This window comes from Luteolibacter ambystomatis (assembly GCF_018137965.1).
Lineage (GTDB): Bacteria > Verrucomicrobiota > Verrucomicrobiia > Verrucomicrobiales > Akkermansiaceae > Luteolibacter > Luteolibacter ambystomatis.
In genome coordinates this window covers 1,923,175-1,941,967 of sequence record NZ_CP073100.1, presented here as the reverse complement: position 1 = coordinate 1,941,967, position 18,793 = coordinate 1,923,175, and the positions used below count along the sequence as shown (strand labels likewise).

17 protein-coding genes and 2 tRNA genes are annotated in these 18,793 nt (G+C 63.2%); 10 read left to right on the top strand and 9 right to left on the bottom strand.

Annotation, left to right across the window (positions count from 1 at the left end):
- Positions 1-28 precede the first annotated feature (28 nt).
- Positions 29-754, top strand: a complete 726-nt coding sequence (locus tag KBB96_RS07445) for a hypothetical protein (protein ID WP_211633988.1) — start codon at positions 29-31, stop codon at positions 752-754.
- Between the two features lie 158 nt (positions 755-912).
- Here KBB96_RS07445 and KBB96_RS07440 read toward each other — a convergent pair whose 3' ends face one another.
- Together KBB96_RS07440 and KBB96_RS07435 are read right to left on the bottom strand one after the other, a co-directional pair.
- Entirely contained in the window at positions 913-1,851 is a 939-nt protein-coding gene (locus KBB96_RS07440) for a sugar phosphate isomerase/epimerase family protein (RefSeq protein ID WP_226373669.1), read from the bottom strand.
- Between the two features lie 153 nt (positions 1,852-2,004).
- Positions 2,005-2,553, bottom strand: coding sequence for a rhodanese-like domain-containing protein (locus KBB96_RS07435; protein ID WP_211633986.1), 549 nt, complete (start codon positions 2,551-2,553; stop codon positions 2,005-2,007).
- 315 nt (positions 2,554-2,868) lie between these two features.
- Here KBB96_RS07435 and pssA point away from each other — a divergent pair, with 315 nt between their 5' ends.
- Complete coding sequence (gene pssA / locus KBB96_RS07430; RefSeq protein WP_211633985.1) at positions 2,869-3,762, top strand: CDP-diacylglycerol--serine O-phosphatidyltransferase; 894 nt, start codon at positions 2,869-2,871, stop codon at positions 3,760-3,762.
- Positions 3,763-4,016: 254 nt separating this feature from the next.
- Here the strand turns inward: pssA and KBB96_RS07425 are convergent.
- Positions 4,017-4,101 (bottom strand) — tRNA-Leu (locus tag KBB96_RS07425).
- A 200-nt stretch (positions 4,102-4,301) separates the two neighbouring features.
- Between KBB96_RS07425 and KBB96_RS07420 the strand changes: the two genes are divergently transcribed.
- Positions 4,302-4,511, top strand: a complete 210-nt coding sequence (locus KBB96_RS07420) for a hypothetical protein (RefSeq protein WP_211633984.1) — start codon at positions 4,302-4,304, stop codon at positions 4,509-4,511.
- 121 nt (positions 4,512-4,632) lie between these two features.
- Positions 4,633-4,794 carry a hypothetical protein gene (locus KBB96_RS07415; RefSeq protein ID WP_211633983.1) on the top strand — a complete coding sequence of 54 codons (162 nt, stop codon included), beginning with the start codon at positions 4,633-4,635 and terminating at the stop codon, positions 4,792-4,794.
- A gap of 188 nt (positions 4,795-4,982) precedes the next feature.
- Here KBB96_RS07415 and KBB96_RS07410 read toward each other — a convergent pair.
- Positions 4,983-5,058 (bottom strand) — tRNA-Ala (locus tag KBB96_RS07410).
- 64 nt (positions 5,059-5,122) lie between these two features.
- Positions 5,123-6,070, bottom strand: a complete 948-nt coding sequence (locus tag KBB96_RS07405; RefSeq protein ID WP_211633982.1) for a hypothetical protein — start codon at positions 6,068-6,070, stop codon at positions 5,123-5,125.
- Between the two features lie 111 nt (positions 6,071-6,181).
- Between KBB96_RS07405 and KBB96_RS07400 the strand changes: the two genes are divergently transcribed.
- The 3 genes from KBB96_RS07400 (at position 6,182) to KBB96_RS07390 (ending at position 7,938) form a co-directional block, all read left to right on the top strand.
- Positions 6,182-6,769, top strand: a complete 588-nt coding sequence (locus tag KBB96_RS07400; RefSeq protein ID WP_211633980.1) for a DUF2239 family protein — start codon at positions 6,182-6,184, stop codon at positions 6,767-6,769.
- Positions 6,770-6,780: 11 nt separating this feature from the next.
- On the top strand, positions 6,781-7,494 hold the full coding sequence (locus KBB96_RS07395) for a DUF4145 domain-containing protein (protein WP_211633979.1): 714 nt from the start codon (positions 6,781-6,783) through the stop codon (positions 7,492-7,494).
- 96 nt (positions 7,495-7,590) lie between these two features.
- The gene (locus KBB96_RS07390) at positions 7,591-7,938 is read left to right on the top strand and encodes a ribbon-helix-helix domain-containing protein (protein ID WP_211633978.1); all 348 of its coding nucleotides are present in this window, start codon (positions 7,591-7,593) and stop codon (positions 7,936-7,938) included.
- Between the two features lie 209 nt (positions 7,939-8,147).
- Here KBB96_RS07390 and KBB96_RS07385 read toward each other — a convergent pair whose 3' ends face one another.
- Positions 8,148-9,260, bottom strand: a complete 1,113-nt coding sequence (locus KBB96_RS07385) for a class I SAM-dependent methyltransferase (protein ID WP_211633977.1) — start codon at positions 9,258-9,260, stop codon at positions 8,148-8,150.
- A 32-nt stretch (positions 9,261-9,292) separates the two neighbouring features.
- On the opposite strand from KBB96_RS07385, the gene KBB96_RS07380 reads away from it, so the two are divergent.
- The 3 genes from KBB96_RS07380 (at position 9,293) to KBB96_RS07370 (ending at position 14,367) form a co-directional block, all read left to right on the top strand.
- A complete protein-coding gene (locus KBB96_RS07380; RefSeq protein WP_211633976.1) occupies positions 9,293-11,779 on the top strand; it encodes a transglycosylase domain-containing protein in 2,487 nt (828 codons plus the stop codon).
- A gap of 63 nt (positions 11,780-11,842) precedes the next feature.
- A complete protein-coding gene (locus KBB96_RS07375; protein ID WP_211633975.1) occupies positions 11,843-12,967 on the top strand; it encodes a hypothetical protein in 1,125 nt (374 codons plus the stop codon).
- Positions 12,964-14,367, top strand: a complete 1,404-nt coding sequence (locus KBB96_RS07370; RefSeq protein ID WP_211633973.1) for a TonB-dependent receptor — start codon at positions 12,964-12,966, stop codon at positions 14,365-14,367. The genes KBB96_RS07375 and KBB96_RS07370 overlap by 4 nt, the downstream gene beginning before the upstream one ends.
- A gap of 98 nt (positions 14,368-14,465) precedes the next feature.
- Here KBB96_RS07370 and KBB96_RS07365 read toward each other — a convergent pair whose 3' ends face one another.
- The 3 genes from KBB96_RS07365 to KBB96_RS07355 all read right to left on the bottom strand — a co-directional run bounded on the left by KBB96_RS07365 (position 14,466) and on the right by KBB96_RS07355 (position 18,792).
- Entirely contained in the window at positions 14,466-16,640 is a 2,175-nt protein-coding gene (locus KBB96_RS07365) for a hypothetical protein (RefSeq protein WP_211633972.1), read from the bottom strand.
- Between the two features lie 254 nt (positions 16,641-16,894).
- Positions 16,895-17,236, bottom strand: coding sequence for a YciI family protein (locus KBB96_RS07360; protein WP_211633971.1), 342 nt, complete (start codon positions 17,234-17,236; stop codon positions 16,895-16,897).
- A gap of 101 nt (positions 17,237-17,337) precedes the next feature.
- The gene (locus KBB96_RS07355) at positions 17,338-18,792 is read right to left on the bottom strand and encodes a DUF1501 domain-containing protein (protein ID WP_211633970.1); all 1,455 of its coding nucleotides are present in this window, start codon (positions 18,790-18,792) and stop codon (positions 17,338-17,340) included.
- Between the last annotated feature and the right edge of the window lies 1 nt (position 18,793).

The window sequence follows — 18,793 nt, the reverse complement described above, 5'->3', positions numbered from 1 at the left end:
ACCTTCCGATCCACGCTTGGATGTCGGAATGCGTTCGCTCCGTCTGGCCGTGTTCGTGGCTCCTCTCGTCCTCGCCGCTTGCGATGGGAAGAAGGGGAACGATGGGATCGATCCGCAGAAGCCGTCGCACGCCGCCTCCGCGAGCGCGTCCGGCAGCGGCCGGCCGGACCGGGAGCGGCAGGCTCGGCCCGCGGTGGTGACGCAGGAGATCACCAGCAGCGGCGATGAGGCCGCGGCGAAGCGGGCGACCACCGTGGCGCGCTACGCGCAGGAAGACCCGGCGGCGGGTCTGGCGTGGGCGAAGGCGATCGAGGACGAGAAGGAGCGCCATGCGACGCTGGAGCAACTGGCGTGGAGCTGCGTCACCACGGATCTGGCGACGGCGCTCGATGCGGCGGAAGCATTGCCTGCCGGTGACAAGCGCCAGCAGGTGATGTCCCATCTGGTGGCGGAGTGGTCCGTGCAGGATCCGGCCGCCGCGCTGCAATGGGCGAAGGAGCGCAATGATCCGGCGGAACGCGATGAGGCGATCACCGGCTGGGTGACGGCCACGGGTGAGAACTCCCCGGCGGACGCGGCCACCCTGGCGGCGGACGAGATCCGTCCCGGCGCGGTGCAGAATCGTGCGGTGGTTTCCGTGCTGCAACGCTGGGCGCGGAAGGACTACGAGGGAGCCAGCAAATGGGTGGAGGATTTCCCGGACGGCGCGCTGAAGGATGACGCCATGCGCGAGCTCCAGGCGGCGGCGAAGTAGGGTATGTATAGTAGCCGGAGTCGTGGGACTTCGGGTGGGGCTGATCCGCCCCGGTCACAACGCGCCGGTTTCAAGAGACGACATGGGACCGGAAATGCGGAGGATGGCGTGCGTCTGCCCAGCCTGAAGTCTCACGACTCCAGCTACGTTGCAGAGAGCTACGCGAAGGCCTTCCGCAGCAGTTCCAGGCTCTTCGGGATCGCGGTGAGCGGGTCTTCCTTGCCCTCGAACTCCAGAGAGATGTAGCCGGTGTAGCCAGCGTCCTTCATGATCTTCGCGATGCGGGGATAGTCGAGTTCCAGCGTGTACCAGACGCCGCCGCCGTAGTAGGTCTTCGCCTGCATGAGGACGGTGTCCTTCGCGAGCTGGGCGAGGCGGTCATAGGGGTTTTCGAGGAAGTTGCCGGTATCGAGCGTGACCTTGAGCCATGGCGAGTTCACGGCATCGACCACCCGCTTCACGCCCTGCGGCGTGCGGCCGAGGCCCCAGTGATTCTCAAGGCCCATGATGATGCCACGTTTGCCCGCTTCCTCCGCGAGCCCGGTGTAGGCTTCGATGACCCACGGGTAGGCGTCTTCCTCGGTGTAGCCGGAGATGGGGTCGTCCTCGCCACGGCGGCGCATGAGTTCATCGAAGTTCTTGATGGTGTCCCAGCGGCCGGAGTTCACGCGCATGGTGGGGATGCCGAGGTTGTAGGCCTGTTCGAGACAGGCGAGCGTGTGGTCGTAGTTTTTCTTCCGCGCTTCCTTGTCCGGAGAGAGGAAACCCTGGTGGGTGGAGTAGCCCATGAGGTCCAGGCCGAGCAGGAAGGCGCGGCGCTTGATCTTCATCAGCTCCGCGGGTTCCCAGGAAAGGAGCTGCTTCTGCAGGATCTCGAAACCATCGAAGCCCATGCGCGCGGCGTGCTCGATGCAGATGTCGATGGGGCGGAGGTCCTCGCGGTTGAAGCCCCAGAAGGAGTAGGAGGAGATGCCGATGCGGTTCGGGCGGGTGTTCGGTGTGGGGGGCGGAGCCGGCGCGGCGGACTTTTCTTCAGCGCGGACGGCGAGAGGAAGGGAGGCGAGCGCTCCGGTGGCGAGGAAGTGGCGACGGTTCATGGACTGAGGGCAAACGTGCGCTGCCGATACAGCATGATCGCGCGGCTCCTTGCAAGGAGGGTCCTGTCTGGGTTTGTAGTTCCTCCTTCAGGAGGGCGGGGTAGGGCAACGATGCTTCAGACGCCCTCCTGAAGGAGGAACTACGTACGAAGATCACTCCATCTCGACGCGGTAACGCGGCAAGGATTTGTCCACGTCCCGGCTCCAGGCATCGATGCCGCCGGTGATGGCGTAGGTTTCCTTCAGCCCGTGGCCACGGAACCAGGCGACCATGTCGAGGGCATTGCGGCCGGTGTGGTCGATGAGGAAGACAACGGTGGCGGGATCTCCGGCGAAGAGCTGTTGCTGGAGTTCCTGGGTGAAGAACTCGGAACCGGGCACGGCGACGGCCTCGAATTCCTCGCGTGTGCGGATATCGATGAGGCGCGGCGGGGCGGAGGAGTCGAGGCGGGTCTTCGCGTCCACCGGTTCGACCAGCATGGCGAGGTCGTGCTGGTGGCTGTCCAGCAGATGGGCGATGACCTCATCCACGGGCAGGTTTTCCGCGCGCAGGCAGAGTTCCGCGAGCGTCTCGTCATTGGAGAAGGCGCAGCTCGAGCAGCCGCCGAGATGATAGCGGGCGAAGAGGGCACGGCGCGCTCCGGGGAGGGCGTCCATGATGTCCCCCATCTTCGTATCGGCTGTGATCTGCGGCTGCGCCATGAGCGTAGGCTAATACCCTACCGGCGGATTTGAACCGCGAATATTGGACAGGGGATTGGAAAAATACGAGATCCCGACCGATCCACCGGGGGGCGACCCCTTCAGGGTCGAAGAAAATATGGAAAGGGCCGCATGGTCCGGAGGTCGCTTCGCGACACTCCGGCTATTGTCCGCAACCTCTTCGAGGTCGTAAGAGGAGCGTCCTGGTCTCTCCCGGATGATACTACCCAGTGCCCGGGGAGGTTGAGGATTTCCTGTCCGGCATTTGGGTTTTTACTGTCTCCTGGTCCGGTCCTATGGGAATAGTCCCTCAAGATGCCCCGCGAGAGAGACCCGGACGAACCGAAGATCTACTTCCTGCCGAACCTGATGACGGCGGGCAATCTGGCGTGCGGATTCTTCGCGGTGCTGATGATTTTCAAGGGCTTGCTGGAGGTCCAGCGGGTCTCCGGCGATGGCGCGCTGATGGCGAAGGAGTACTACGAGGTGTCCCGGCAGTACTATGAGTATGCCATCCTGCTGATCTTCGGCTCGTGTTTGTTCGACCTGTTGGACGGTCGTCTGGCGCGGTTGGGCGGACAGGATTCGCCGTTCGGGCGGGAGTTCGATTCGCTGGCGGACATCGTGTCCTTCGGCATGGCACCGGCGATGCTGGTATCGAAGGCGGTGCTGTTTCCGCTGCCGGCCAATGTGGGCTGGATCCTCGCTTTCGTGTATCTGCTGTGCGGGGCGATGCGCCTGGCGCGCTTCAACTGCCTCGCGCTGCTGCCGAAAAAGCCGGGCGACAAGGCGGAGTTCCGCGGCATCCCAATCCCGATGGCGGCGGGTTTCATCGCCTCGCTGACGTTCCTGATCATCGATCTCTACCGCACGGACCGCGAGCTGGGTTTCTGGAAATACGGCCTGGCGGGCGCGATGCTGTGCCTGTCCGTGCTGATGATCAGCGACGTGCGCTATCCGAGCTTCAAGAAGGTGGACCTGCGCACGCGCAGCACGCTGTGGGCGATCGTGCTGGCGGCGGTGTTGATCGTGGTGACGGTGAAGTTCCGCTACGTGATGCCGGTGGTGCTGTTCAGCATGTATCTGATCTATGGTCTCGTGCGTCCGCTCATCTCGAAGCGCCTGCGCCGCGAGATCGAGTCCTCGGTGGATGAGGACATCGATGACGATGACGGGCCGGAGGATACGACTCCGCTGAGTCCGAGCTAAAGGGGATTCTGAAGCGCATCTTCGCATGTAGTTCCTCCTTCAGGAGGGTGTCTCCAACGTTGATCGGGCGTTGCAGCAGCCAAATGAGTGGAGCTTTCCTTCATGACGTTGTCAGGAGCTCCCGGGATCTGGCAGCCGTGGAGAACAAATGAGGTGCAAGACGCCCTCCTGAAGGAGGAACTACGTGCGAAGATACCCAGGGCCTGAGTTGGCCTCCGGAATATCGGGGCATTGTCCAGTCTCTCGACGGGTGATGGTACCGGGAACAGGGCTCGAACCTGCACGCCTTGCGGCTCCTGATCCTAAGTCAGGCGCGTCTACCAATTCCGCCATCCCGGCCTTCGTGGGGGGGAAGCTATGACAGATTTCCGCCACGGGTCAACCGGGCTGGAAGGGGAACGGCGATTGTGATGGCGGGAACAGGGTTTTGTTGGAATTCCGCACCATCTTGCGCTAGCAATCCTGACCGATCGTGGAGAGTGGTATCTCCGCGGTCATCATTTCATTTCCCATTCGAACCAACCCGCACCCACATCGTCATGAAAGAACTCGAAGACAAACTCACCGGGCTCGGCCTCAGCCAGGAGCAAGCCCAGCAGGCCATCCAGGCCGTGGTGGATTTCATCAAGGCGAAGATCCCCGGCGAATACCAGGGAATGCTCGACCAGGTCATGGCCGGCCAGATGCCGGACCTCAGCGCGCTCGGCGGCATCGTCGGCGGGTTGAAGGGCTTGTTCGGCGACAAGTGAGATCGCGCTGAAATTTCCAGCGGGCTTTCTTTTCCGGACAATGGAAGGGGAAGCCCGCTTTTGTTTTGGGGAGGGTTGAGGGGACTTGCGGGTCATCCGTGATGATGATATACGGCGGCGCGTGTTGATCATCCTTTTGGAGTGCTGGCTGGTGACCATCGCGGTCTCGACGGTGGGAGGATATTTCCTGGGGCGTCCCCGGGATATGGGGTGGTCGGGAGCGGCATGGGGGTTGGCACTCGGGCCGCTGGGCCTGTTGCTTTTCATGACGCGCTATCCGTGAGGGGGCGTCTTTGCTCCTGCCGGGGCATAGAAAGAAGTCAGGCATCGGGTTGGAAGGTCGATGCTGGTGATCGTGGTCCCGCCGCGCGAATACGCGTGCGGCAAGAGAAAGAAAAGCGGACCGGATTCGATCGGGTGCCTCATTCAACGGGGTCCATCCTGATTTCCGAAACGATCGGAAGAGAAGGATGGTGGAGCATAGCGGGTTCGAACCGCTGACCTCCTGCATGCCATGCAGGCGCTCTACCAACTGAGCTAATGCCCCGTGAGGTGCGGGCGCGTTGTATGCGGCACCGACCCGGCCGCGCAAGACGTTTTTATGCGAAAAGTTACTTTTTCGTCGCGAGACGGCGGATCAGTTCGACGAGCTGTCCGGACACCAGCGCGAGCGGGTCTTCATCCGGTTCTTCCGCGGCACTGGCGGAAACGCGCACGGCGGGGAGGCGGGCGTCGCACAGCGTCCTGACGCTGATGTGATTGGAATCCCACGGCGAACGCGTGCCGAAGGAGGAGGGCACGATGGAAAGTACGGGATTCACCGTATCTGGCGTGGAGACATTCACGAACTGCCCGCCGTTCATGTCCTCGAGGAGGAGGATGGAAAGCGCGGGTCCGGCATCGTGGATCATGGTCTTGAGCTTGGCGATGCAGGCGTTCCGGCGGTCGTCCGCCGCCTTCCGGGAGGCTTCGTCGCCCTGGGGAGGCGCGAAGGGATCACGGCCGGACCGGGTTTCATTGCCGTGGGGCAGGAAGACGAAATGGAGCGTGGGGGCGAAGGTTTCTCCGGCCAGGGCCTGCGCGGCGGCGATCTGGGCCACGACTGCGGCCGCGTGTGTCGCGTCACCGGCCTTTTCATCCTGCGGCGTATCGTAGGCGGAGACGATCCATAGCGCCGGTGCATCGTCATCGGTGCCGCGGAGGTCGATTTGCAGGACCGGCCATTGGGCGGGGCCGGGGATTTGCTTCACCGCGTAGCCGGTGTTGGAGGGACCGAGATTGCCTTCGATCCACGCGGCGGCACGGGTGAGGCCGATGCCTTCGTTTGCGGCCGGATGGCGCGGGCCGATGACCTTGGCGAGCTTCTGGAGGTCATCCGCGATGGATTTGGCGGACACGGCGCGGGCGAACTTGATGCTCTCCTTCCGCTCCTGCTCCTTCTTCGATTGGAAATACATCCAGATCGCGCCTGATGCAGAAACCAGCAGCCAAGCCGGGACCAACCACAGCAACACCACCACCCAACGGCTCTTTTTCACAGGCTCCAGCGCGTCCTCCATGCGGGTTTCTCGCCTCCGCGTGGCCGGGGGGCAAGTGCGGTAAACAGATGGTGAATTAAAATCCGGGTAAAAATACTTGCGGGGTAATTATATCCGGGTAAAAAATCTCTCATGATGAATGAAGACAACTTTACCGCCTTCGTCGGTGGAATCCGGATTGCTGCCGGGGATCGGCGTTCGGTGGTCCTTGCTTTGAAAGAGCGGATGAACGCGGACGGCGGGGCGGAGAGAATGCCGATGGTGTTCGAGGATGTCTCGGGCAAGCAGGTGGACCTGGATCTGCGGGAGTCGCCGGAGGGCGTGGAGGGAGGGTCGGTGCGGGCCGGGCGCGGTCGCCCGAAGCTCGGGGTGGTGGCCCGGGAGGTCACGCTGCTGCCGCGGCACTGGGACTGGCTCTCCAGCCAACCGGGTGGGGCCTCGGTGGCTCTGCGCAAACTGGTGGAAGAGGCGCGCCGCGCGAATGTGGGCGCGGACGGCATGCGGGCGGCGAAGGAAGCAGCCTATCAATTCATGCTCGCGGCGGCGGGGGATCTGCCGGGATACGAGGAAGCGACGCGTGCGTTGTTTGCCGGAAACCGGGGCGCTTTCAGCAGCCACCTTGCCGGTTGGCCGGTCGACTTGCGCGAATACACGGAAAAGCTGGCGGCGGGCGCGTGGGAGCCGGGCTTTTCCTCATCGACTCCACCCATGTCTTCCTGATATGCAGGATCATGCAAAAGATCGCGATCGAGGCGGTGCGCCGTTGGACGGTTTTCGGGGACTATCATGTCCCGCAGATCATCCGCGTGCGCTGTGCCCATTGTCCCGAGCGGACATCGTTCGATTGCGGAGCGTGGGCGGAGGCGGGGGATCACGCTTGTCTGGTGGGAGTCATGACGTGCAACTCCTGCGAGCACCGGGCGAAAGTTTTCGTGCTCGATCCTCATGACAAGGAAACCTCCTTCGCGGGAGCGGGGGAGATCCACTGTCTGATGGAGCTGTCCGCCAAGGATGATGCGAAGGAGTATGAAAACGCGCCTGCCTCCATCCAGCGGGCCTATCAGGATGCGGTGGAGTGCCTGAACAATGCGCTTTATTCGCCGGGATCGGCTTCGCTGCGGCGCTTGCTGGAAGGGATCTGCCGGCAGCCGATGAAGGCCACGGACTCCGTGCGTCATCTGGCCGGGCAGATCGAGCACCTCGCGGATCAGGAGGAATTCCGGCAGCCTTTGAAGAATCTCGCCCATGCATTGCGCTTCGCGGGGACGCTCGGACCGCACTTCGATTCCGATGGCGAACCAACCGAGGAGGCGTGCCTGCTGGTGCGGGAGATCGCGGAGGATCTGTTGGACTATTTCTATCGGGTTCCCGCGCTTTCCGCCCGCCTTCTGGAGTTGGGGAAGAAGGAGACGGAGGAGGTGCGGCTGCGTTCCCAGATAGCATGAATTTGTTCTAATGAACAGTATTGTGCTTGCGAAAGATGAAGGAAAACGGTAACTCCTTCCTTCACAAACTACGCAGTTCTAAAGTATCCAACGTGCATGTCAGGGTTCTCACGGGTCTCTCTTTACATTTCGAACGATGAAAAACGCATTCTCGACGCCACGGCATCGCGATTGGGGATTTCACGGTCCGAGGTGATCCGGCATCTGGCGCTCTATCACGGGCTGTGCGGTGGGGATTTTCCGCTGACCGCCCGGATTCTGGCGCTGCCGACGAAGGACCGCGAACGGGTGATCCAGGAGATCCGGGAGCTGGCGGAGTCCGGGGAACCGGCGAAGCCACAGTCGTTCCGCCAGTGGGTGAAGGATACGCTCGGCAGCGACGACAATGAGGCGATCGAGAAGGGCGCGGATTCGTTGCTGCGGAAACTGCTGAATGCGTCTTGAAGACGTGTAGCCGGAGTCGTGAGACCTCGGGCGGGGCGAACATAGGCAGTTCCCCACACTTCCAGTCCTCCTTCGACCGCTCCGAATTGGAGTCTCAGAGGGTGTACCGAAACCCCGGGTGAAGCTCCTTCGTCCCAATGGGACGAAGGAGGTTTCGATACTCCCTCTCGGGAATAGGGAGAGTCCTCCCAGCCTGAAGTCTTACGACTTCAGCTACGTTGCAGAGGAGCCAGTGCCAATCTCGCGACGGCTTGGGTCCGGGCGGATTCCTCGACCGGCTCTCTGACCGCCAGCTCCAACGCATGGAAGCGTGCGCCGAGGTGGGCGGGATGGATGAGCGTTTGGAATTGGCGGATCGCGGCGGGATCGGGCTGTTGTTCCTGCTCCTGAAGCCAAGGCCCGGCGAGGCGGGTGAGCCAGGCACCTTGGTCGCGGAATTCACAGGGAGTCATGCCCAGCGCGAGAGCCGTTTCCGCCACCGCAGTGAAATCGACGTGGGCGGTGATGTCCCGCTCCCCGGGGGAATCCAGCGGATCATCGCCCGCCCGATGCCGGGAAAAGGTTCGCAAGGTGCCGCGGGTTCTTTCCGGGAGATAGTATTCCGGGCGGGCAAAGCCATAGTCGATCCACAGCATCAGGCCGTGGTCGAGAGTTCGGGCCAGTGGTTCCAGGAGTTCCCGGTAGTTGGTCCGGATTTCCGTACGATAGCCATCCGGCAGCGGGGCGGAGGTTTCAGGCACCGGACCTCCCCATTGGGAAGATGCATCCCATTGGAATCCATCGTTTGAAATGGTGACCATGCTCTCGTGCCATGAACCGCCGTGGCGTTCAATGACGTGGAAGGGCAGGGCATCGAGCAGTTCATTGCCGAAGACCATGCCGGGCAAGGGAGCGAGCTCCGTGACCTCCCGGACGGTTCGGTAGTGCCCGGCGAATCTCGCCAGTGCGGCGGATTGGGCGGCGGCGAGGGTGGGCAGCGGTTCGATGATGGCGTATTCCACCGTCCCGAAGGCACGTGCATCCATCGCCAGCAGGGCATCGAGCACGTCGCCTGCCAGCGTGCCGTCGTGGGCTCCGAGTTCGGTGATCCGCCAGCGGTCCGGTTGTCCGGCCCGGTGCCACCAGTTCAGGAAGCGCCGGGCGAGCAGGGTGCCGAAGACCGGGCCGACGCTCACGCTGGTGAAAAAGTCTCCTCCGCGCCCCACTTGGCGGGTTTCCCGGGCGTAGTAGCCGCGGATGGGATCGTAGAGGGCGGCCGCCGTGAAATCGGCGAAGGAAACCGGGCCTTCGCGGGCGATGCGATCGGCCAGAAGGCTGGCCAAAGTGGGGGTTGCCGAGCCTCCTGCGTGGGGATATGGATGTGGGACTGTCACGGGCGACAGGCACGTTCTCACTCTCCGGAACCGGCATGGCAATACGAGACAACTCCCAGAGGAAAACCACCCGCAAGCGCCGCTTTTACAAAAAGAAGCGCTTCTGGTTCGGCCTCCTGCTCACGGGCCTTCTGGTGGCGGCGCTGGGTTGCGTGGTTTTCTGGGAAGGCACGCGCAAGTATCGCGAGCATGCGGAAACCTACGATCTGGAGCGGATCAACGACTTGGAAATCCCCAGCCTGATCCTCGACCGCAACGAGAAGGAGATCGGCCGCATTTTCGTCCAGAACCGCAGCATCATTCCCTATGGCAAGATGCCGCCACGTCTGATCAACGCGTTGATCGCCGGGGAGGATTCGCGTTTCTGGACCCACGATGGCGTGGACTACATCGGCATCGGCCGCGCCGCGTTTTTCAACAAGTGGACGGGCCGCGAAAGCCAGGGAGCCAGCACGGTGACCCAGCAGCTCGCCCGCAATGCCTACGACCTGAAGAACGAGGCGCTGCGGAAGAACCAGGACAAGTACGAGCGGAAGCTGGTGGAAGCCTATCTGGCCCGCCGCATCGAGAAGCGCTACAAGAAGACCGAGATCCTCGAGTTCTACCTGAACCGGATCTACCTCGGCAGCGGCTTCCACGGCATCCGCTCGGCTTCGCTCGGTTACTTCGGCAAGGAGCCGGAGGATCTCTCGACCGAGGAATGCGCGTCAATCGTCGGCCTGATCAAGAACCCGACCGGACTCTCGCCGCTCAACAGCCTGGCGGGAAACAAGAAGACCCGCGACCACGTGCTGGACCGGATGCAGGAGGAGGGCTTCATCACCACGGCGGAGCTGGCGCGCTATCGTGCCATGCCGGTGACGATCAATCCGAAGCCGCTGCAGCGCGGCACCTCCCATCTCTACGAACGCATCGCCGATGAGATCCGCGACGTTCTCGGGGATGACGCGCTGGCCGCCGGTGGCTACCGCATTCACACGACCATTCTGGCGGAAGCGCAGAACGCGGCGCAGGACGCGCTCATCAAGAGCCTCAATGCCGCCGAGGCGCGCAAGGACTACGCGAACCCGAAGTACGCCGACTATCGTAAATCCTCCGGCAAGGCGGCGGAGTATCTGCAAGGGGCGGTGCTGATGGTGGATCACCGCACCGGCGGCGTGCTGGCCCACGTGGGCGGACGCGATTACGCGCAGGTGCCGTTCGATTTCATCGAGATGGGCCGCCGCCCGCTGGGCACGGCGTATTTCCCGTTCATCTATGCGGCGGGCCTGTCGAACGGGCTCACCCCGGCCACGACGGTGGCGGACGAGCCGATGGACAACCGCTCCGTGATGGTTGGCGGGCGCGAAGGCATTCTCGGCGAATGGGGGATGGAGGTTGCTTCTCCGACCTATGAGGGCCAGATCCCGGTGCGCCGGGCGCTGGAGCAATCGAAGATCGCGGCCACGGTGCGCTTCGGCCAGCAGACGGGATTGCAGCGGGTGATCGATGGTGCGGCGGCGATGGGCCTGCCTGCGAAGGGGGTTGAACCGCTGCCGCGCCTGTGCGTGGGGTGGGACAGTTTTTCGATGAAGGAAGCGGTGCGGGCGATCGCCACCTTCGGTCGCGGCGGCTCGCCGGGTCCGGCCTCGCTGCATTACGTGGAGAGCGTGGATTCGCTGAAGGGCGAGACCGTTTACCGGCGCTCGGCGGTGACCAAGGAAAGTGCTCCGGCCATTGATGCGGCCACGGCGTTCCAGGTTCACTCGATGCTCGCGGGATCGCTGCTGCGGGGCAGTTCGCAGGGCGCGTTGAACGGCCTGATCGAGCGCCCGTTCCTCGGCGGCGGCAAGGGCGGCAGCACGGCGGATTTCCAGGACACCTGGTTCCTCGGCTACAACAACCGCATCTCCTGTGGTGTCTGGACGGGCTTCCTGCAGAGCAACGGCCGTCCGATATACGAGGGCGCCTTCAGCCGCGATCTCTCGCTGCCGGTGTGGCAGGCGGTGATGAATGCCGCCGCCCCGTCCTTTGGTGGCGATGAAATCAAGCCGCCCGCGACGGTGGTGGAGGTGCCGGTGTGCCGGGTGTCCGGCCAGCGCGCGACGGAGTTCTGTTACGAGATGGCCGAGGATCCGGCGACCAAGCAGGTGCGCTCGCGCAGCGCCGCGACGATGGAGTATTTCCGCCGCGGCACGGAGAACATGCCCTTCTGCACGCTGCACTCCGGTGCGGACGGCCTGCCGGGGAGCAATCATCTGGCGGTCAACAACGTCCAGTCGATGGATGTGATTCCGATCCGCCCGAAGGCTCCGTCACTGCTGGGGGATGATCCCTATCACGCCGAGCAGCCGGACACGACGCCGATCAGCGGAGACGGGGGCTTTGTCCGCCGCCGTACCAACGTGCTGGACAGTCTCGACCTCAAGGGCACCGAGGAACAGTTGAAGATGCGCCGCCCAGAAAAGCTCCAGATCAACGGCGATTGATGGGGAGGTGAAGTCTCGCGCATTTGAAGGTGCCCGGGCTTGCGCGCGTGCGATGGTCCGCCCATGGTTCGCGGCGTGGCGGAGACATCGGAAAGCAGCACGCGGCGCTGGAGCGGATATGTGTGTCCGGACTGCCGGTTCGTGTTCCGTGTGCCGCGCGACCATGATGGTACCGGCCTCGTGTGTCCGTCCTGCCGGCGGATGCTGAGATTGCCATCTCCGGGGGAAATCCTGCCGCCATTGATCGCCCCGGAGCAGGAGGCTCCGCATATCGCGGAACCGATGGCGCATCCCCGGGAACGAGGCCGCCGCCGCCGTGAGCAGCCCTCCTGGGAAGAGGATGGCCGCAAGCGTTCCTCCAATTCCGATCGTCTGGTGATCGGTGGGGTGGCGGTCGCCATGCTGGCTCTCACGGCGGGAACATTGCTGCTGCTGAAGAGCAAGCCGGGATCGCCGCCGCAGCCCGGGGTGCCACGGGCTGAAGCTCCGGCACCCGCGGTGGTGACGCCCGCGCCCACTCCAGTCCCCGCGGCACCGGTGGTGGATCCGAAGGCGCTGGTGGAAAGTCTTGAACCGCTGGTGAAGACATTTCTCACCGCCGGGAAGGTATCCGAGGTCCTGCCGGTCATCGGTCATCCGGAGACCAGTGGCCCGCGGTTGATGCGGAAGTGGCCGGATGGCCGGATCACTCCCGTGGGGTTCTCATCGTTTGCGGAGACCGGCGAGGTGACCGTGGCGGGCGACACCGCCGCGGCGCTGGTGGTGACGGGTGATTTCAAAAGCCGCCTGATGTATTTCGTGAAGACCCCGCAGGGCTGGAGGATCGATTGGGAAAGCTGGGTGGACTGGTCCGCCATGGGCTGGGACGATTTCATCGCGAAGAGATCCATCGAGCCGGTGCCATTCCGGGTGATCGCCACCGAGGCCAACTACTATAACTTTGGTTTTACGGACGAGAAGAAGTGGCGCTCCGTGCGGTTGGAATCCGTGGACGGCCAGCGTCATCTCGACGGCTATATCGAGCGGGAATCCGAGACGGACAAATCCCTGCGCTTTGAAGATTCTCCGAAGGGCGTCCATTGCCAGGTGGAACTGCGCTTCCCCGAAGGCGGCCGCGCGGACCAGGTGATCGTGAGCCGGATTGTATCCCAAGGGTGGGTGGCACCGCAATCCAAGCAGGAACCATGAACGACAACATTTCCATCCAGTCCACCTATGACAAGGTGCTGAACCTGAACCTCGATCCAACGATCTACGGCACCTTCGCCGAGATCGGTGCGGGACAGGAAACCGCGAACCGTTTCTTCAGCGCCTCCGGGGCCGCCGGCATGGTGGCGAAGTCGATCTCCGCCTACGATATGACGATGAGCGATGCGATCTACGGACGCACCGACCGCTATGTCTCGCGCCAGAGGTTGACGGCCATGCTCGACCATGAGTTCGCGATTCTAACGGAACGCCTCGGCCCGAAGCGCGGTGAGGACACGACCTTCTTCTCGTTCTGCAACACGGTGCGCGCGCGCGGCTGGAAGGACACCGCCGAATGCCACGGCTGGATCGGCATCCGCTTCCAGCGGAAAGCCGGCGATCCACCGTCCGACATCGTCCTTCACATCCGCCTGCTGGATGCCGCCGCCAACGAGCAGCGCGAGGCGCTCGGCATCGTGGGCGTGAATTTGATATACGCGACCTTCCGCCAGCGCGGGCACCTGCGCCACTTCGTGGAGTCTCTGGTGGATAATCTGCTGCCCGGCCGGGTGGAGGTGGATTTGCTGTCCTTCAGCGGCCATGGCTACGGCTACTTCGACAACCGCTTGTGCGCGCTCCAGCTCGTGGAGAGCGGTTTGACGGAGGCGACCTTGTTCCTGCCGGATGGCGAGGTGGTGCAGCCCGCGGAGACGCTGTACAAGCGTCCGGTGCTGCTCCTCCGCGGCAGCTTCGATCCGGTGATGAAGCTCCATCTGGAAATGCTGGAGCAGGCGCGCGGCGTCTTCCATCAGGTGATCGACCCCGCCGACCGCGGCAATGAAATGGAGATCTGCGAGATATCAATGTCGAACCTGCTGCGCGGCGCCGAGTTGGACCCGGTGGATTTCATCGACCGCGCCGATGCCCTGCAGGCGCTGGGGAAGACCGTGCTGGTGTCGAAGTTCGCGGAGTTCCACCGCCTCGCCGCCTTCCTCAACCGCTGCACGAACAAGCCGCTGGGCATCGTGCTCAGCATCGGCCTCCTCAACGAACTCTTCAAAGCGAAGTGGTCGGAGAATCTCGCGGGTGGCTTGATGGAATCCTTCGGACGCCTCTTCAAGAGCGGTCTGTCGCTCTATGTCTTTCCATGGAAGAACCGCCGCAATGGCGAGCTGGTCACGGCGGATAACTTCGTGCCGCCGGAGGGTGAGAAGCATCTCTACCGCCACTTCCTCGAAAACGGGATGGTCCGCAGCGTGCCGTGCAAGGACACGGGATTGCTCCAATACACCGGGCGCGACATCCAGCGGATGATCGAACTGGGCGATGCCACGTGGACCGACTACGTGCCGCAGGAGGCGCATTCGATCGCGGCACGGCGCGGATCGCATCTGCACTGACCCGCCGCGCGGACATGTGGGACCGTGACGGATCAGAGGGAGCCGGAGGGAAGAGAGAAGATCGCGGGTGGTGTGATGGGATTTTCCGTCCAGTCCGGTTACTGTCCGAGGAATGGATCGACGCTGTAGTAGACGTCGGAGGAAGGTGTCACGGATTTGCCGCGGCTTTCCAGTCCTTGAAGCAGGTTGGCGCGCTGTTCCTGCGGTAGATCCGCCTTGAGTGCCGCCGCCCTGGCTGCGGCGGGATCGCTGCCCGCCCAGTTCGAGATCACGTTGCTGACGGCGGAATAGCGATGTTGGTCGTCGTTGATGCTTTCCGCCCAGCGGTAAGCGGTCGCCGGATCGTTTTGCTGGGTCGTGCTGATCATGGCATTGACGGCGTTGTCGCGGGTCTTGCCATCCGGCATGCTGTCGATCCACTTGGCCGCGCCGTCCGGGTCCTTGCCGCACCAGGAGTAGGCGATGCTCTGGATGGTGCTGTCCTTGATCGTGCCGTCGGGAAGGCTTGCCGCCCACTGCGTGGCGGCTGTGGGATCCTGAGCCGCCCAGTAGCTGGAAACCTGGGAGACGGCGTTGGAGATATTGGGATTTTTGGAGGTATCCGAGAGGAATGGGACGATGGCGTTGGCGGCGGCCTCAGGATTGTTGCGAGCCATGGACGGGATGAGCGTGAGCGTGGCTTTCGTGCGTTCTTCCGCCGGCAGGCTTGCCGCCCACCGCATGGCGGCCTCGGCATCGGAACTGCCCCAGCTCGATGCCATGGTCTGGAGTGCGGCCTCACGCGCGGGGCCTGCGGGCAGGGCGGCGAATTGCCGTTGGGCGGCTTCGGGATTGCTGTTTGCCATCTGCCCGAGTGCGGAAGAGACCGCGCGGATTTGCTCGACCGGATTCTTGCGGGACAAGGCCAGCTTGAGGGCGGCTTCCGGGTCCTTCGACGCGAGGGATGAAAAGATGCTCTGGAAGGTATAGGACTCCGCCTTTCCGGTGGGAAGCGAGTCGTAGATTTCCAAGGCGCGGGCGGGATCGTAATAGGACAGGGACTGGACCATGTTCTTCTCGACCTTCTGGCGTTCCGCCGCGGAGTAGCCTTGGAGGATCGCTTCGGATTCCTCACGGGAGGATGATGCGAGGCGGCTGCCGAGCTGGTCGAGGGCTTGATCGCGCAGCGCGCCTGCGGGCAGCTTTCCGATCACTGCGGCGATCTGGCTCGCATCACGGGTGTAGTAGGTATCTCCGGATGCATCCCTGCCGATGAGCATCAGGATGGCGTTGCGCTGATCCGTCGGGTCGGACAAGGACGTGGCGCGTTCGATGGCGGAGCCGAAGTCCTGATCGGCGAGCGTTTGGAAAATCGAGGAGAGGCCCGCACGGCGTGCGGCGGCGGGCATTCCTTCCAAGGTCGCGAGTGCTCCATCCGGATCCCGTGCGGCCATGCCACCGGCGATCGCTCCGAGCGCCTTGTTGCGCTGGCTGTCATTGCCCAGGGAATTCGCCCACGCGAGGGCGGCGGTGCTGTCCTTGGACGCCCAGATCTTGGCGAGGGCGGAGATTCCATCACCCCGTACGGAGGATGGAAGCAGGGCAAGCCGTTTGGCGGCTGCGGCGGGATCGTCCACCGCCCATTCGCCGACGATGCCCGTGACGCTGATGTTCCGGGCCAGGGATGGATCGTTCTTGATCATGTCCAGCCAGGCATCAGGTTGCGAGGTGGCCAAGGCATTGCAAAGCCCGGTTCGCGCGGCGGCCCGCAACTGTGGATCACGGATGGAGGCGAGCTTGGCTTGGGCGAGCTCCGGATTGTCCGCGGCGATGCCCGCGAGCAGGTTGCCTATGGCGGCGGAACGAAAGGACGCTTGTTTGGCGGAAAGCACGAAACGCAGCGCCGCATCGGGATCGACGGCGGCCCAACGCGCACAGGCGGTGGAGATCTCCAACGTGTAGGCGTAGCCGGGCGTCGAGGCCTGGGCCTCGGCGAGATCCGTGACGAGCACGGCGAGCTCGTCCGCGTTCATCTTGGAAAGCGCGGCATTGGCCATGGCGGTGCCGCTTTCGTAGTTGCCGCCACTGCGCTTGTAGAAATCGCGGAGTTGGAGCGCGGTGGTGATCGCCTCGCCACCGGCCCCGGGCAGCACGAGCTTCGGCGTACGGGTCTGGGAGGAGGATGAACGGTCCGCGGAGCGGGTGGGGCGCTTCTCCGGTTCCTTTTTGCCGGTGTCACTTTCCGGCGTGCTGGCGCGTCCGGCCCAGAAGGCGAGCGCCACGACGGAAGTCATAATCAGGGACCGAAGCAAAAATTTCGATGTGGGTTTCATGGACGCATCTGTGGTGACAACAAACTCGCGATGTCCGGGAATGGTCTCCTTCCATACACTTCATGCAGCGGACTTTTTCCGGTATCCCATCTTCATAAACATTTTCCGGGCATTGTGGCGGAATTGCGTGAGAAAGATTCCGCTTCGTCCTGCACGTTGGAGATAGGGCATACCGGTGTGGTGTTCCTATCTTCATAGGCGGGCCGCACGATCCGTCAATAAAACGGACGCACCTCGACGGGTGCCCGGCAGGCGATGGCCGCCTTGCGGCCCCACTCCAGCGCTTCGTCCAGACCGGCGGCTTCCACCACCCAGAAGCCTCCCACGTGTTCCTTGGTTTCCAGGTAGGGTCCGTCCGTGATGACGACTCCGCCACCGGGTTGCCCGCGCAGTGATCTTGCGGTGCCTGCGGGTTGCAGACCGCCGACGAAAACGCGGACACCGGCGGCGATCATCTCCTCATTGAGCACATCGATCTCGCGGTGCATCGCCTCGTCCTCCAGCAGAAACGGGTCGTAGTCATCGGGGTGGTGAATGGTGATCCAATACTGGTTCATGGCGTTCTATTGCAATGGGGTTCATCCTATTGACGAACAGCACGACTGGAATTGGACAAGCCGTCAAAGAATTCCGCTTCTCCCCGCGGTTCAGACAGCGATCACACGAACCATTCCTTCACGACCTTCGCCGGTTCCACGCCGGTAAGCTTCATGTCGAGCCCCTGGCTTTTGTAAGTCAGTCGGGTGTGGTCGATTCCGAGGCAATGCAGCATCGTGGCATGCAGGTCATGCACCGTGACGGGGTTCTCGAGGATGTTGTACGAGAAGTCGTCCGTCCGGCCGTAGGAGATGCCGCCTTGGATTCCGCCGCCGGCCAGCCACATGGAAAAGCACCGGGGATGATGATCACGCCCGTATTGTGTGGGCGTGAGATTCCCCTGGCAATAGACGGTGCGGCCGAATTCGCCGCCCCAGATCACCAGGGTGTCTTCCAGCAGGCCGCGCTGCTTGAGATCCTGCAGCAATCCGGCTTGTGCCTGGTCGACGTCCTGGCATTGGAGGGGAAGATCCCGCACGACGCTGCCATGGTGGTCCCAGCCGCGGTGGTAGAGTTGGATGAAGCGCACGCCCCGCTCGGCCATGCGACGGGCCATCAGGCAGTTGTAGGCGTATGTGCCGGGTTTTTTCACATCGGGGCCGTACAGCGCGAGGGTGCTTTCCCGTTCGGTGCTGAAGTCGGTCAGGTCCGGCACGCTGGTCTGCATGCGATAGGCCATTTCATATTGGGCGATGCGGGCGAGTACCTGGCTGTCGCCGTTGGATTCGGCTTCACGCCGGTTGATCTCGCCGAGCATGTCGAGCATCTTGCGCCGGTCTCCGCGCAGCATGCCCTTCGGATCATTGAGGTAGAGCACCGGATCGGCGGAGGCCCGGAACTGCACGCCCTGATGTTCCCCCGGTAAAAAGCCGGCCCCCCACAGATGGGAGAACAGGGCCTGCATCTGGCCGCGGCCCTGGCTGATCATGACCACGAAGGCGGGCAGGTTTTCATTCGTGCTGCCGAGGCCGTAGGAGAGCCAGGCACCGATGGAGGGGCGGCCGGGATTCTGATTGCCGGTTTGCATGAAGGTGACGCCCGGCCCGTGGTTGATCTGCTCGGTCATCATCGACTTCACGACACACAGCTCACCGGCCATGCCGCCGGTGTGGCGCAGCAGATCCGAAACCCACAGGCCCTCCTGGCGGTTCGGGTGTTGTTCGAACTTGAAGATCGAAGGCGCGATGGGCAGCCGGGATTGGCCGGAGGTCATGCCGGTCAGACGCTGGGCTCCACGCACGGAGGCGGGAAGGTCCTTGTCGAAGAACTCGTGCAATCCCGGCTTGTAGTCGAAGGTGTCGAGCTGGGAGGGCGCGCCTTCCTGATAGAGATAGATGACGCGCTTCGCCTTCGGCGCGAAATTCGGGAACATGGGCAGGCTTGGTGCGGAGGGTTGCTCCGCCGCCAGGAGACGACCCAGTGCGGTGCTGCCGAGAAAGGAGAGTCCACCGGCCGCGGCACCTTTCAGCAACTGGCGGCGGTTCAGATTGAACAAATGATCATGGGCCGATTGCATT